This is a genomic window from Variovorax sp. GW821-FHT10C12 (assembly GCF_059415405.1).
Map to the genome: position 1 here is coordinate 2,759,165 of NZ_JBWKNE010000001.1, position 13,320 is coordinate 2,772,484.

A 13,320-nucleotide genomic window follows, 5' to 3' on the forward strand; every position below is an offset into this window, starting at 1 on the left:
ACGCTAGAAATTCGGACCGTCGCAGCGCGAACGGTTCAATTACAAAAACGACAGGATGAAGACCAATTCATCAATTCTCTGCAAGGGGCAAGCGGAGCTTTCCAATTCGTAACCCGGCTGCACGGAAAACGTAATTGAAAAAGGCGGTTTCGGTCTTTTCCTGTCGCAATCGATCGATATGATTTGCCCAGACGCATGAACCATGCGGAAGGCAGAAGAAATCAATTGAACGTATTTCCGCAAGCCGAACCGGAGCTCCAACGCGGTGCGTGGGAGCGATGAATTTCATATTCAATTCAAGGGCAACAATGAAAAGACAATTCCTCACGGCCGCCGCACTGTTCGGTGTCGGGTTCGCCAATGCACAGTCTTCCGTCACGCTGTTCGGCGTGGTGGACACGGGCATCAGCAATTACTCGTCCAAATCGCAGGACATGAGCGGCGCCACGCTGTTCAACCCGTTCTACGTGAACCAGGGCACGCGCACCGCGAGCCAGACCGCGCTGAGCTCGGGCGGCTATTCCACGAGCCGGCTGGGCTTTCGCGGCACCGAGGACCTGGGCGGTGGGCTCGCGGCCAGCTTCTGGCTCGAGGCGCCGATCAGCCCCGACGATGGCAAGACCGGCATCACCACCTTCCAACGCCGTTCCACGGTCAGCCTGTCGGGCGGTTTCGGTGAACTGCGCCTGGGCCGCGACTACGTGCCCACCGCCTGGAACGACATCGTGTTCGACCCCTTCGGCATCGTCGGCGTGGGCCGCAGCCTGATCTTCACCGCCGCCAACACGAACGCCGGCGGCGGCTCGGGCGGCTTCGGCGGTGACCTCAATTACAACCGCGCCAGCAATTCGATCGGTTATTTCCTGCCGAAGAATCTCGGCGGCTTTTATGGACAATTCATGTACGCGCTGCATGAAAACACCAAATACGACCCCGGCACGGCAACGCCGCCCGGCGTCAATGCGGCGGGCGCGCTCAATTCTGGCAATTCGGCCGCCTCGCGCGCGGGGCGTTACCTGGGCGGTCGCGTCGGTTATGCCAATGGCCCGTTCGACGTGGCCGTGTCGTATGGCAACAGCACGGCGGCCGACAATTTCTATGTAGGCACCACCGACAACGTCAAGACCTTCAATCTCGGCAGCTCCTACGATTTCGGCGTGGTCAAGCTGTTCGGCGAATTGTCGCGAATCAAGAAAACGCGTGATTACGCGGTCACGCCGCTGGTCGGCGGCGTGCCGGACGTCGACCTCACGGGCTACCTGATCGGCGTGACCGCGCCGGTCGGTCCGGGCCTGATCCGCGCCTCGTACTCGCAGGTCAAGTACGACCTCAACGCCGTCAACCTGCCGTTCACGCCGTCGGTCGCCGACCCCAAGGCCAACAAGCTGGCCATCGGCTACATCCACAACCTGTCCAAGCGCACCGCCCTGTACGCCACCGTCGCGCGCATCAGCAACAAGAACGGCGCGGCGCTCACGGTCGGCGGCCCTGCCTTCGTGAACACCGGGGTGTTCGTGCCCAAGACCTCGACGGGCTACGACGTCGGGCTGCGCCACTCGTTCTGATCAGGGAAGACTGTCACGCGCAAGCAAGGAAGCAAGTGAGTGAATGACCGCGGGCGGCCCTGCGCCCGCGGATGTTCCGTTTCTCCAGGAGCCCGTCAGGCGGGTCCATTCGGTCCGCCCTGGTGCGGACCTTTTTTTTGGCGGGCCCGGCGAACGGCTCAGTGCGCTGCCGGGTAACGAATCAGCGGGCGCCCGTTGAGCGCTTGCAGCGCGCGGTTGTTGTGGCTGTAGTGCGCGCGAAACCCGGCGATCTGGGCGGACGACAAGGTCACCGGCGCCTGCAGCACGTACCACTCGACGTTCTCCGTCAGCGGCGGCGTGGTCAGCGAACCCAGGTAGTGAAAGTAGCCCATGCGCGCGGGCAGGAGCGCCGCAATGTCCGTCATCGGCACCTCGCCATGGTGCTCCTTGCCCAGCGCCGCGAGCAGCTTGCCGGCCAGCGGATTGGCCGCGCCTTCGCGGTACATCACGGCGATCACGGCCAGACGGCCGTCGGTGGCGCGCAGGACGAAGTGGCCTTCGAGCGGAAAGTGCGCGCCGTCCACGGTGTGCTCGCTTTCGGCGTGAAAGTGGAACTGCGCCAGCTTGAAGTGACGGCCGCGGATCATGGCTTCCGGCCCGCGGGCTTCCACCTCCACGGCATGGCCGTTGTCGACCACTTCAAGCCTGGCGCGCGTGCGGCTCAGGCGCAGGCCCTGCGGTTCGCTCGCATCGCCGGCCTGGGCTTGCCGCGGGGCGATGTCGATCGGCGATTGCGCACTGTCGTGCACGGCCTTCCAGCTTTCCTGGTGGTCGTAGTCCAGGGGCTGTGCGTGAAGGGTGAAGGCCGCAAGCGATGCGGCGGCCAGCAGAGAGCGAAGAACAAGAGACATGGTGGTGATGGTTCAGAGTTGGTGTTGGTTTTTCATCCCGAAGACCCGCCTCACGGCGAGCGATCGCACCATATCCCGCGGCCAGCCCACCCACCGACAGCAATTGTCAACTGCCCCTGAAAACCGTCAGTTTCGAGCGCGTGCCGGTCACACACGTTCGCAGCCGGTGTCATTCGTTGTTCAACGAGCCGCGTGCCTTCGATGCGCCCGCTGCGGCGCGGGCCCCGTCCACACCTGCCGGCGCCGCCACCGCGCGCGCCGCGATCGGCACCGACATCACGATCGAGGTGCGCGTCTCGCCCAGGTGGTTGATGCTGCTCACAAAGGCCTCGAGGTGCTCGATGTCGCGCGCGACCACCTTCAGCACGTACGAGTCCTGCCCCGTCACGTGAAAGCACTCGAGCACTTCGCGCCGGCTGCCGAGCAGCTTCAGCAGCCGGGCCTTGTCGGGTTGCGCGGTGGTGATGCCGACCAGCGCCGTCACGGTGTAGCCCGCCTTGCGCGGCGGCACCACGGCGCGGTAGCCCTCGATGACGCCGGCTTCTTCGAGGCGCTTCACGCGCTCCGAGGTGGAAGGCACCGACAGCGCCACCTGCCGCGCGAGCGCCGTGAGCGAGGTGCGCGCGTCCTGCTGCAGCACGTCGAGGATCTGCCAGTTCTTGGCGTCGATTTCCATGGATTTCAGGCCCGATTGAGAGTTTCGCTTCCGATTTCAGGCAAGACATGCTGCGCGCCTGAATTTCGCCATTCTCGCCATGCAGGCCTCGCCGAACAATCGTCGGCATGGACTTCGCTCTCTTTCTCAAGGCCCTTGTCATCGGGCTCTCGATCGCCGCGCCGGTGGGCCCCATCGGCCTGCTGTGCATCCAGCGCACGCTCGCACATGGCCGCACCATCGGCTTTCTCAGCGGGCTCGGTGCCGCGCTGGCCGACGCCTGCTATGGCGCCATCGGTGCGTTCGGCGTGTCGGCCGTGGTGTCGACGATGGTCGCGGCGCGCGTGCCGCTGGCGCTCGGCGGCGCGGCGTTTCTCGCGTGGATGGGCGTGCAGCTGCTGCGCGCGCCGGCGGCCACGCAGGCCCGGGCTGCGGAAGACGCGGCCACGCCGGTGAAGGCGCTGCTGTCGGTGTTCGTGCTCACGCTGGCCAACCCGATGACGATCCTGTCGTTCGTCGCCGTGTTCGCCTCGCTCGGCAGCGGCCACGTGGGCAGCGGCAGCGGTGCGGCGCTCACGATGGTGGCAGGCGTGTTCCTCGGCTCGGCGCTGTGGTGGCTGGGGCTGTCGAGCATCGTGTCGATGGTGCGGCACAAGCTCGGCGCGCGTGTGCTGCAGGGCATCAACAAGCTGTCGGGCGCGCTGCTGCTGGGCTTTGCGGTGTTTCAGCTGTCGACGTTGCTGTCGCGCTGAGGAATCAACTGGCCGGCTTGCGGCGCGCGGGCTTGCGCGCACCCAGCGCGCTCGCCAGCGCCTTCGTCGCCCAATCGCGCAAGGCGTGCGGGTCTTCGAGCGCATCGACCGGCGCCTCGTAGTAGCTCGCGACCTTCACGGTCGAGGCGCTGGTCGCGTACGAGAACGGCACCGCGCCCAGGCGCTCGAAGTCCGGCCGGGTGGCGTCGTCCACGCGCAGGTACAGCGTGCCCTTCATCACGAAGGCGAACTGCACGCCGGCCTGCACGAGGCCGAAGCCGCCGAAGAAGCGCTTGACCTCGATAGGGCCCATCGCGCCGAGCGACTCGGCCAGCTCGAGCGCTCGCCCGTGCGAACGCTCGGCACCGCCGACGGCGGCCGCACCTTTGGCGCGGCTCAAACGACCGCCTTGCGCCGCGCGTCAGTCACCGGCGCGCCGCCGTGCACTTCGAGCAAACGCAGCAGCGCCTCGGAGCTGTGGGCCTTGGCCCAGTCGCGTTCGGAATCGTTGATGCCGACGAGGTGCAAAAAGTCGAAGCGGCCCGAATCGAGCTGCGCCGTCGCGGGGTAGTGCTTCGGCTCCATCAGCACCACATGGCGCAGGGCCACGGTGCCCTTCTCGCGGATCGCTTCGCCGACGGGGATGCGGTCGCCGTAGTCGAAGGGCTGCTTGTCTTCGCCGAAGTGCGAGTGCGCGAGCAGCACGTTGTAGGCGAGCAGGCGGCGCAGCAGCTTGATGGCCCATTGGTCCTGCGGCTGCGACGGCACTTCGATGACCAGCTCGGAGCCGATCCACGAATAGTCTTCCGGGTCGTAGTCGGCCGGCTCCGTTTCCCAGGGCGTGGAGCCGCCCGAGGTCACGTACAGCCAGGTGTTGCGCACGGGCGTGGGCGCGAACTCGAACACGCCCAGGTGCAGCCAGCGCGGATCGACGTCGTCGGCGCCCAGCGCCTTGAAGTCGTCGAAGTCCAGCACGTAGATGCCGGTGCGCTCGGGGCCGAACAGGCGCGGGTAGAGCGTCTCTTCGCGGTAGGCCCACACGTCTTCCATGGAACTCATCGGCGCATCCTCCTCGTTGGAACGAGGGGATTCTCGTCGCTCAGCGTGAACTTTGCGAACGACGCAGCGCCGGCCACTCGAGGTTGGTGAAGGCGCGCAGCACCCACTCCACCGGGCCGTACGCAAAGCGGGCCAGCCACCAGCGGCTGACCAGCATCTGCGTGCCGAAGATGCCGAAGGCCACCATCAGGCTCATGAACGGCCCGAACTCGCCGATGAGCCGCAGCCCGTACGCCAGGAAGAGCCACGCGCACACCGCCGACTGCAGCAGGTAGTTCGACAGCGCCATGCGCCCCGCCGGCGCGAGCGCGCCCGCCAGCCAGCCGCCCCAGCGCGACTGGAACAGCAGGATCATCGCGCCCACATACGTCGCCGTGAGCAGCGGCGAGGTGAAGACGCCGACCGCCAGGCCCAGCACGTCCCAGCGCGAGCCCGGCACGACCGACGCGGTCCACGCATACACCGCCGCGCCCGGCAACCCCAGCACCAGCCCGGGCACCAGCAGGCGCTTGAACAACGGGCGGTAGCGGTCGGCCCGCGCGAACAGGTTGCGGCGGCCCTCGATGACGCCCGCGAAGAACATCGCCAGCGCCATCGGCGCCTGCACCAGCCCGAGCACGATCCACACCTGCGACAGCTCGCGCAGGTGCTGGCGGATGACCGTCGCCGCCGTGCCGCGGTAGGCCGCGAGCGCCGAGGCCGCGTCGGCCCTTGCGGTGCGAAGAACGTCTTCGGTCGCTGGCCCGCCCAGCATCGCGAGCATGCCGATGGCACCCCACACCATCGCGGTCGCCAGCACCAGCCGCAGCGCCCAGCGCGCGAGCACCGCGTCGCTCTGGTGGCGCAGCGCCAGCAGCACGGCGCCGAGCACCGCATAGGTCGTGAGGATGTCGCCATGGAACAGCAGCACCGCATGCAGCGCGCCAATGCACCACAGCGCCACCAGCCGGCGCGCCAGGCGCGGCACGAAGGGCTTGCCGCTGCGCTGCGCCGACTGCATCTGCAGCGTGAAGCTGTAGCCGAACAGGAACGAGAACAGCAGGTAGAACTTGGTCTCGAACAGGAAGGCGACGGCAAAGGCCGCCACGCGGTCCAGCCCCGAACGCATCATCGGGTCGGGCAACGGCTGGCCGTAGTACGGCGAGGCAAAGGCCGCGATGTTCACGACCAGGATGCCCAAGAGCGCAAAGCCGCGCAACGCATCGACGAGCGACTGGCGCTCGCCCGCTACTGGAGTGGGGTTCATGCGCCCCGCCCCGGCTTCGCGAGAAAGCGGCCCACCACGCGACGCAGCATCGGCGCCTCGCGCGCGGGGTCGAAGCCCGTGTCGAGTGCCAGGCGCGAGAACACGCCGTCGATGAGTGCGGCGATCCAGTTGGCCGATTGCACGGGGTCGAGCTCGGGGTCGATCTGCCCGCGCGCCGCCGCCTTGCGCAGCAGGGCCGCGAGGCCGTCGCGCATTTCGGTGTCGCCCGCGGCCACGCTGGCGCAGACCACCGGGTTGCGCAGGGTCTCGGCCGCCACCTCCAGCGCCAGCCGCGAGTAGCTGCGGTCGGAGGCAAAGACCATCACCACGTCGAGGAAGGACAGCACCACCTCCAGCGGGTCGGCCGGGTCGTCGTCGATCGCGGCGAAGTACGCGGCCGTGTCGCGCCACTCTTCTTCGGCCAGGGCCTCGATGATCGCGTTCTTGCTGGGGAAGTAATGAAAGAGGTTGCCGGGGCTCATGCCCGCGGCGGCGCAGATTTCGGCGGTGGTGGTGGCATGAAAGCCGCGCCGCGCAAAGCAGTCGCCCGCGGCCTCCAGGATCTGGCGGCGCTTGGCCTGCTGGCGTTCGGGGTCAACTTTGCGCACGGTGGTTCTCGCGGAATTCGGTCATGCCCGAATTATTAGACCGAGCGCTCGATCTATTCTGAAGGAAGCCTGAAGAAACCCTTCAGGCAGCGCGCGTGGCCGCAATGCCCCGGATGGTGTCCAGCAACAGCCGCGCGCCCTCGCCCGTCTCGCTGCCGCGCCGCACGGTCACGCCCACCGGGCCTTCGGTGCTTGCCGTGTCGATGGCCACGCGCTGGAGTTCGCCGCGCGCCACGAAGCCTTCCACCGCGCCCTGCGGCGCAAACCACACCGCGTCGGAGCGCTGCAGCAGGCCCACCGCAAAGCTGGTGTCGGTCGCCTCCACCAGCCGCGCCGGCAGCGCCAGCCCCTGCGCGATGAGGAAGGCGTCGGCCGTGTGCCGGATCAGCGTGCCCGACACCGGCAGCACCAGCGGGTAGGCGGCCAGCGCGTCGAGCGTGGGCTTGCGCCGCGACGCCAGCGGATGGCCGGGGCGCACCACCAGCAGCAGCACCTCGCTGTACAGCTGCTCGAAGGCCAGGTCGGCCATGGCCGAAGCCTGCGCGAGCCGGCCGAGCACGAGGTCGATTTCGCCCTGGCGCAGCTGCGTCATGAGTTGCGCGTTGGTGCCGCTCACCACGCGCACGCGCATCGCCGGGTGCGCCGCATGCAGCCGCGCGACCGCCTCGGGCAGCAGGTGCGCCGCCATGTTGGGCAAGGCGCCGACCGCCACGCGCAGCTGGTCGGCCTCGGGCTGGTCCATCGCCAGGCCCAGGCCTTCGCGCAGACCGCGCAGCGCCGACACCGCATGGCGCACCAGCACCTCGGCGGCCGGCGTGAGCTCCACGCCGCGGCGGCGGCGCAGCAGCAACTGGCGGCCCACGATCTCTTCGAGCTCGGCCACCGTCTTCGACACCGCGGGCTGCGTGATCGACAGCGCCTCGGCCGCGCGCACCAGGTTGCGCTCCTGCGCCACCATGACGAGGCATTGCAGATGGCGCATCTTCAGGCGCTCAAAGTTCATGGCTGACATGCGGTTCTCCTCGAAGCCAGTGGGGCGACGCGCTTTCAAATATAACCAGAGGGAATAGCTGGCGGAAGAGACTTCAGTTGTGCCGCGCCGCGCAGCCTTCTAGAGTGCCGTGGATACGGAGACAGACACAGCAGCCATGACCACGACCCCTTCCTCGAAGCCTTCCTCTTCCTTTGGCACGCGCCGCCGCCTCACGCTCGCCGCCGCCTGCGCCGCGCTGGCCCTCGGCCTCGCCGCCCCGGCCGCGCAGGCCCAGGCGAGCTACCCCGCCAAGCCCGTGAAGTTCCTCGTCAACTTCCCGGCCGGCGGCCCCATCGACATCCTCGGGCGCGCGCTGGCCGACGCGCTGCAGAAAGACCTGAAACAGCCCTTCGTGGTCGACAACCGCCCCGGCGCGGGCGGCAACATCGGTGCCGACGCCGTGGCCAAGAGCGCGGCCGACGGCTACACCGTGCTGCTGGGCATCGACAGCACCTTCACCGTCAACCCGCACCTGTACGCGTCGATGCCCTTCGCGGCCAAAGACCTCAAGCCGCTGATGATCTTCAGCTCGTCGGGCCTGAGCTTCACCACCGCCGCCTCGGTGAAGGCGAAGACGCTGCCCGACTTCATCGCGCAGGCCAAGGCCGAGCCCGCCACCTTCAGCTCGGCCGGCAACGGCAGCCCGGGCCACATTGCCGCCGAGATCTTCGCGAGCGCCACCGGCGCAAAGATCGTGCACGTGCCCTACAAGGGCAACGCCCCGGCCGTGATGGCCATGCTGGGCAACGAGGTGCAGGCCGGCATCGTCGCCACGCCCGGCGTGCTGCCGCAGATCCAGGGCGGCAAGCTGCGCGCCCTGGCCGTCACCGGCCGCCAGCGCGCGCCGCTGCTGCCCGAGGTGCCCACCGTGGGCGAGCTGGGCCTGAAAGACCTGGAGTTCGAAGTGCTCTACCTCGCCATGGTGCCGGCCGCCACGCCCGAGCCCGTGATGCTGACCCTGCGCCAGGCGCTGCACAAGGCGCTGGCCCTGCCCGAACTCAAGGCCCGCCTGGCCTCGCTCGACATGGTGCCGCTGGCCGAAACCGATGCGGCCGCCACCACGCGCCTGGCCACGGCGCAGGCGCGCTACGGCCGCATCGTCAAGGCGACCGGGATGAAGGTGGACTGACGGCCTTGCCGCTGCGCGCCGTGTTGTTCTTCTTGCCGTTGCCTGCTGCCGCTGCCGCAGCAGCCGCCGCATGGCGCCCCCGGTCGGCCTTGGGCAGCACCGCCTGCGCCACCATGGTTTCGGCATGCGCCTGCAGCCGGTGCAGCGCGTCGTCGAAGCGCGCGGCATCGTCCGCGTCGAGCGTGCCCATCAGCTCGGCGTTGATGCGCGTCACCAGCGGAAAGAGTTCGTCGTACAGCGCCTGCCCCGTCGCCGTGAGGCCTAGCCGCACCTGCCGCCGGTCGCCCGCCAGCGCCGTGCGCGACACCAGCCGCTTGGCCACCAGCGAGCCCACCGCCTTCGAGGTGCGCGCCCGGTCCAGCTGCGCATGCTCGGCCAGCTGCGACGAGCCCAATTCGCCCCGGCTGGCCAGCACCGCGATCAGGCGCCACTCGCGCCGCGTGATGCCGAAGCGGCCCTCGCACAGCCGGATCACCATGCTGCCCGCCACCGCGAGCAGGCGCGACAGCCGGTACAGCAGCAGGTCGTCCAGCGGGCGGCGCGGCGGGGTGGCGGCGTCTTCGGCAGTCATGGGGCGGGGTCTCGAAAGGCCGGGTAAATCCGGGCGATGGTTGATTTGATCAATCGAATGTAGCGTCTCCAGAATTGTCCGCAGCCGCGGCCACCCGCCCCGGCCACGCACAGACCCTGCCGAACGCCGAACGAGACCCCGGAGAGATTGACGATGCCCCAGCTTCCCGACCCGACCCGCCGCCGCACCCTAACCACCCTTGGCGGGCTGGCCCTTGCACCCCTTGCGTCCTTCGCACCGCTTGCGTTCGCGCAGCAACAGCAACCCGCCGCCTTCACCCCCGGCCAGCCGATCAAGGTGCTCATCGGCGTGCCCGCCGGCGGCACGCAGGACGTGCTGACCCGCGCCATTGCCCACCAGGTGCGCGATTCGCTCGGCCCGCTCATCATCGACAACCGCTCGGGCGCGGCCGGCCGCATTGCCGTGGACGCCGTGAAGACCGCGCCGCCCGACGGCCACACCCTGCTGCTGGGCACCGCGAGCATGATGACCATGTTCCCCAGCGCCTACCGCAACCTGTCGTACGACCCCATCAAGGACTTCGTGCCGCTGGTGAACGCCGCGCGCTTCGAGCTGGCGCTCACCGTGCACAAGGACGTGCCCGCCAACACCCTGGCCGAGTTCATCGCCTGGGCCAAGGCGCAGGGCGACAAGGTCAGCTTCGGCTCGTACGGCGCCGGCACGCCCTCGCACTTTTTGGGCGAAATGCTCAACCGCGCGGCCGGACTGAAGATGGTGCACGTGCCCTACCGCGGCTCCACGCCCGCACGCCAGGACGTCATGGGCGGCACCGTGCCCGTGTACTTCGACACCATCGGCGGCGCGCAGCAGATGCTGCCCACCGGCCGCGTGAAGGTGCTGGCCACCAGCGGCGACAAGCGCTCGCCGCTCATGCCGCAGCTGCCCAGCTTCGTGGAGAGCGGCTACAAGGACGTGGTGGCCACCGCCTGGTTCGCCTACTACGCGCCGCTGAAGACGCCGCCCGCCACCGCCGAGAAGCTGCGCACCGAAATCATCCGCGCCGTGAACTCGCGCGACGTGCGCCAGCTGCTGCTGCAGAACGGCATGTACCCCGTGGCCGACGGCCCCGAGGCGCTCGTGAAGACCATGCGCGAAGACATTGCCCGCTGGGCCGGCATCATGAAGGCCGTGAACTTCCAGGCCAACGACTGACCGACCGATCGACACCAAGGACACACCCTTCATGATCCCGCGCGCCCCCTTCGCTTTCGCTTCTTCCTTCAACCCGGCCCGCCGCCGCCTCGCCACCGTGCTGGCCATGGCCGGCCTCGTGGCGGCCATCGCCGCCCCTACGCTCGCACGCGCGCAGGCCGCCCAAGCCGCACTCGACAGCCCGCTGCGCATCGTCGTCGGCTACGCGCCCGGCGGCGCCACCGACCGCGTGGCGCGCATCGTGGGCGACAAGCTCGCGGCCCAGCTCGGCGTGCCCGTCATCGTCGACAACAAGCCCGGCGCGGGCGGCCGCCTGGCCGCGCAGCAGGCCAAGGCCACGCCCGCCAACCAGAACGTGCTGATGCTCGCCAACCCCGCCGTGATGGTGGTGGCGCCGCTCGTCTTCAAGGACAACGGCTACGACGCCGAGCGCGACTTCGTGCCCGTGTCGCACGTCAACGCCTACGACTTTGCGCTGGCCGTGTCGCCCACCCTGCCCGTGCGCGAACTGAACCATCTGCTCGCATGGATGCGCGCCAACCCGCAGCAGGCCAACGTGGGCGTGCCCGCCACCGGCAGCCTGCCGCACTTCTTCGGCCTCATGGTGGGCGAGAAGGCCAAGGTGCAGACCCAGGTGATCGGCTACCGCGGCTCCGCCCCGCTGCTGAATGACCTGATCGGCGGCCAGGTGCCCATTGCCGTCGACACCGAAGACGTCGTGCTGCCGCAGCACACCGCCGGCAAGCTGCGCATCCTGGCGCTGTCGGGCGAAAAGCGCTCGCCCTTCGCGCCCACCATTCCGACCTTCAAGGAAGCCGGCCTCGACCTCGCCGCCACCGGCTGGAACACCTTCTTCGCGCCGGCCAGCATGCCCAAGGAGAAAGTCGAACGCCTGGCCACCACCATCCACGCCGTGATGCAAGACCCCGACACCCAACGCAAGTTCAAGGACGCCGGCATGACGCCGGTGGTGAGCACCCAGGCGCAGACCGCCGCGATGCTCAAGGCCTACAAGGCGCAGTGGGCGCCCGTGGTCCAGAAATCCGGCTACCAGCCCTGATCGAAAAACCTTCCGACCTATGACGACACGCAGCACCCGCCCCAACATCATCTTCATCGTGGCCGACGACCTCGGCTATGCCGACCTCGGCTGCTACGGCGGCCGTGAGGCGCCTTTTGGCCGCGTGTCGCCCGTGCTCGACGGCCTGGCCGCCAACGGTCTGAAGCTCACGCAGGGCTACTCGAACTCGCCTGTGTGCTCGCCCACGCGCTTCGCGATGATCACCGCGCGGTATCAGTACCGCCTGCGCGGCGCGGCCGAAGAGCCCATCAACAGCCGAAGCCGCGGCAGCACCACGCTGGGCCTGCCCACCGAGCACCCCACCCTGCCGTCGCTGCTGAAAGACAGCGGCTACAAGACCGCGCTCATCGGCAAGTGGCACCTGGGCTACCCGCCCAGCTTCGGCCCGTTGCGCTCGGGATATGAAGAATTCTTCGGCCCCATGTCGGGCGGTGTCGACTACTTCACCCACTGCGACTCGGCCGGCCGCCACGACCTCTGGTACGGCGAAGAAGAGCACAAGGACGACGAGGGCTACCTGACCGATGTGCTGTCGAAGCGCGCCGTCGACTACGTCGAACGCATGGCCACGCAAGAGGCGCCCTTCTTCCTGAGCCTGCACTACACCGCCCCCCACTGGCCGTGGGAAACCCGCGACGACGCTGACAAGGCCCCGCTCGTGAAGGACAACTTGTTCGACCTGTCGGGCGGCAACATCCATGTGTACCGCCGCATGATCCATCACATGGACGAGGGCATCGGCTGGATCATGGCCGCGCTCGAAAAGCACGGCATGGCCGACAACACGCTCGTCGTTTTCACCAGCGACAACGGCGGCGAGCGCTTCTCGGACAACTGGCCGCTCGTCGGCGGCAAGATGGACCTGACCGAAGGCGGCATCCGCGTGCCATGGATTGCGCACTGGCCGAAGGTGATCGCCAAGGGCGGCGAGAGCACCCAGCTGTGCATGACCATGGACTGGTCGGCCACCATGCTCGACGCCGCCGGCGTGAAGGCCGACGCGGCGTACCCGCTCGACGGCGTGTCGCTCATGCCCGTGCTGAAAGACGCCACCCACACCTTCCGCCGCCCCCTGCACTGGCGCATGAACCACCGCGGCCAAGAAGCGATGCGCGACGGCGACTGGAAGTACCTGAAGGTCGACGGCAACGAGTACCTGTTCAACATTCCGGCCGATGAGCGCGAACGCGCGAACCTGGGGAAGAAGGAGCCGCAGCGGCTGGAGGCGATGCGGGCGCAGTGGCAGGCTTGGAATGCGACGATGCCTGGGATTCCGGAGGATGCGACTGTGAGCCTTGGGTATTCGGTTAAGGATATGCCGCAGAGGTGAGGCGCGAGTGCAGGAAATCTATCGGGTGCGCGCCGTAGCACCTCGGAATACTCTTGGTGTGGCCGGGTGTCGACGCAAGCGGTTCCAGGGTAGGGACTCACCGAGCGGCGCTATCCTCCCAGGATGACTTCCGCCGCTCCTACGCCCTCTCCTGCACAGAAGCCCGACGAACCCAAGCCGTTGGGAGAACTACTGCCATCCGCGGCAAGCCCCGAACTCACTGGGGGCGCTGGATTCACCTACGAA

At 68.2% G+C, this 13,320-nt stretch carries 14 protein-coding genes; 6 read left to right on the plus strand and 8 right to left on the minus strand.

Annotated features, from left to right (window positions below):
• Positions 1–308 precede the first annotated feature (308 nt).
• Positions 309–1,565: a porin gene (locus AC07OH_RS12900; RefSeq protein ID WP_495300912.1), complete on the plus strand. Its 1,257-nt coding sequence runs from the start codon at positions 309–311 to the stop codon at positions 1,563–1,565.
• 158 nt (positions 1,566–1,723) lie between these two features.
• Here the strand turns inward: AC07OH_RS12900 and AC07OH_RS12905 are convergent, their stop codons facing one another.
• Together AC07OH_RS12905 and AC07OH_RS12910 are read right to left on the minus strand one after the other, a co-directional pair.
• Entirely contained in the window at positions 1,724–2,437 is a 714-nt protein-coding gene (locus tag AC07OH_RS12905) for a carbonic anhydrase family protein (protein ID WP_495300913.1), read from the minus strand.
• Between the two features lie 169 nt (positions 2,438–2,606).
• Positions 2,607–3,113: an Lrp/AsnC family transcriptional regulator gene (locus AC07OH_RS12910; RefSeq protein ID WP_495300914.1), complete on the minus strand. Its 507-nt coding sequence runs from the start codon at positions 3,111–3,113 to the stop codon at positions 2,607–2,609.
• Between the two features lie 107 nt (positions 3,114–3,220).
• On the opposite strand from AC07OH_RS12910, the gene AC07OH_RS12915 reads away from it, so the two are divergent.
• On the plus strand, positions 3,221–3,844 hold the full coding sequence (locus AC07OH_RS12915) for a LysE/ArgO family amino acid transporter (protein ID WP_489058829.1): 624 nt from the start codon (positions 3,221–3,223) through the stop codon (positions 3,842–3,844).
• 4 nt (positions 3,845–3,848) lie between these two features.
• Here the strand turns inward: AC07OH_RS12915 and AC07OH_RS12920 are convergent, their stop codons facing one another.
• The 5 genes from AC07OH_RS12920 to pcaQ form a co-directional block, all read right to left on the minus strand.
• Entirely contained in the window at positions 3,849–4,157 is a 309-nt protein-coding gene (locus tag AC07OH_RS12920; RefSeq protein WP_447748789.1) for a TfoX/Sxy family protein, read from the minus strand.
• Positions 4,158–4,240: 83 nt separating this feature from the next.
• Positions 4,241–4,903, minus strand: coding sequence for a suppressor of fused domain protein (locus tag AC07OH_RS12925; protein WP_495300915.1), 663 nt, complete (start codon positions 4,901–4,903; stop codon positions 4,241–4,243).
• A 40-nt stretch (positions 4,904–4,943) separates the two neighbouring features.
• The gene (locus tag AC07OH_RS12930; protein WP_495300916.1) at positions 4,944–6,149 is read right to left on the minus strand and encodes a DUF418 domain-containing protein; all 1,206 of its coding nucleotides are present in this window, start codon (positions 6,147–6,149) and stop codon (positions 4,944–4,946) included.
• Positions 6,146–6,757 carry a TetR/AcrR family transcriptional regulator gene (locus AC07OH_RS12935; RefSeq protein ID WP_307638635.1) on the minus strand — a complete coding sequence of 204 codons (612 nt, stop codon included), beginning with the start codon at positions 6,755–6,757 and terminating at the stop codon, positions 6,146–6,148. The genes AC07OH_RS12930 and AC07OH_RS12935 overlap by 4 nt, the downstream gene beginning before the upstream one ends.
• 82 nt (positions 6,758–6,839) lie before the next feature.
• The gene (gene pcaQ, locus AC07OH_RS12940) at positions 6,840–7,769 is read right to left on the minus strand and encodes a pca operon transcription factor PcaQ (protein ID WP_495300917.1); all 930 of its coding nucleotides are present in this window, start codon (positions 7,767–7,769) and stop codon (positions 6,840–6,842) included.
• Between the two features lie 136 nt (positions 7,770–7,905).
• Here pcaQ and AC07OH_RS12945 point away from each other — a divergent pair, with 136 nt between their 5' ends.
• A complete protein-coding gene (locus AC07OH_RS12945; protein WP_495300918.1) occupies positions 7,906–8,919 on the plus strand; it encodes a tripartite tricarboxylate transporter substrate binding protein in 1,014 nt (337 codons plus the stop codon).
• Here the strand turns inward: AC07OH_RS12945 and AC07OH_RS12950 are convergent.
• Positions 8,891–9,490 carry a MarR family winged helix-turn-helix transcriptional regulator gene (locus AC07OH_RS12950; protein ID WP_495300919.1) on the minus strand — a complete coding sequence of 200 codons (600 nt, stop codon included), beginning with the start codon at positions 9,488–9,490 and terminating at the stop codon, positions 8,891–8,893. The genes AC07OH_RS12945 and AC07OH_RS12950 overlap by 29 nt on opposite strands.
• 153 nt (positions 9,491–9,643) lie before the next feature.
• On the opposite strand from AC07OH_RS12950, the gene AC07OH_RS12955 reads away from it, so the two are divergent.
• The 3 genes from AC07OH_RS12955 (at position 9,644) to AC07OH_RS12965 (ending at position 13,074) form a co-directional block, all read left to right on the plus strand.
• On the plus strand, positions 9,644–10,663 hold the full coding sequence (locus AC07OH_RS12955; RefSeq protein WP_495300920.1) for a Bug family tripartite tricarboxylate transporter substrate binding protein: 1,020 nt from the start codon (positions 9,644–9,646) through the stop codon (positions 10,661–10,663).
• Positions 10,664–10,769: 106 nt separating this feature from the next.
• Complete coding sequence (locus tag AC07OH_RS12960) at positions 10,770–11,723, plus strand: Bug family tripartite tricarboxylate transporter substrate binding protein (protein ID WP_095949153.1); 954 nt, start codon at positions 10,770–10,772, stop codon at positions 11,721–11,723.
• Between the two features lie 19 nt (positions 11,724–11,742).
• Positions 11,743–13,074: a sulfatase family protein gene (locus AC07OH_RS12965; protein ID WP_159270971.1), complete on the plus strand. Its 1,332-nt coding sequence runs from the start codon at positions 11,743–11,745 to the stop codon at positions 13,072–13,074.
• Positions 13,075–13,320: the final 246 nt, after the last annotated feature.